The organism is Pseudomonas sp. PDM16 (assembly GCF_014851865.1).
GTDB lineage: Bacteria > Pseudomonadota > Gammaproteobacteria > Pseudomonadales > Pseudomonadaceae > Aquipseudomonas.
Genome location: NZ_JACVAM010000040.1, coordinates 1 through 255, shown reverse-complemented (window position 1 = coordinate 255; position 255 = coordinate 1). Strand labels below are relative to the sequence as shown.

General features: G+C 67.5%; 1 pseudogene. It reads right to left on the bottom strand.

What is annotated here, in order from left to right:
• Positions 1 to 255: pseudogene (locus IB234_RS23850) on the bottom strand (acyl-CoA dehydrogenase); the annotation flags it as partial.

Sequence of the window (255 nt, the reverse complement as noted above, 5' to 3'; positions counted from 1 at the left end):
CAGCGCGGAGTACAGGGCGAAGCTGGAGCCCGCGGCGTAGAGCATCTCCTCGAACTGCACGGCGAGCATCTTGGGCATGCCCATGCCGCCATGCTGAGGATTGCCGGAAAGGCCGACCCAGCCGCCCTCGATGTAGGTGGCGTAGGCCTGCTTGAAGCCCGCCGGAGTGCTGACGATGCCGTTTGCCCACTGTGCCCCTTCCTCGTCGCCGCTGCGATTGAGCGGGGCGATCAGGCCACCGGTGACCTTGGCGGC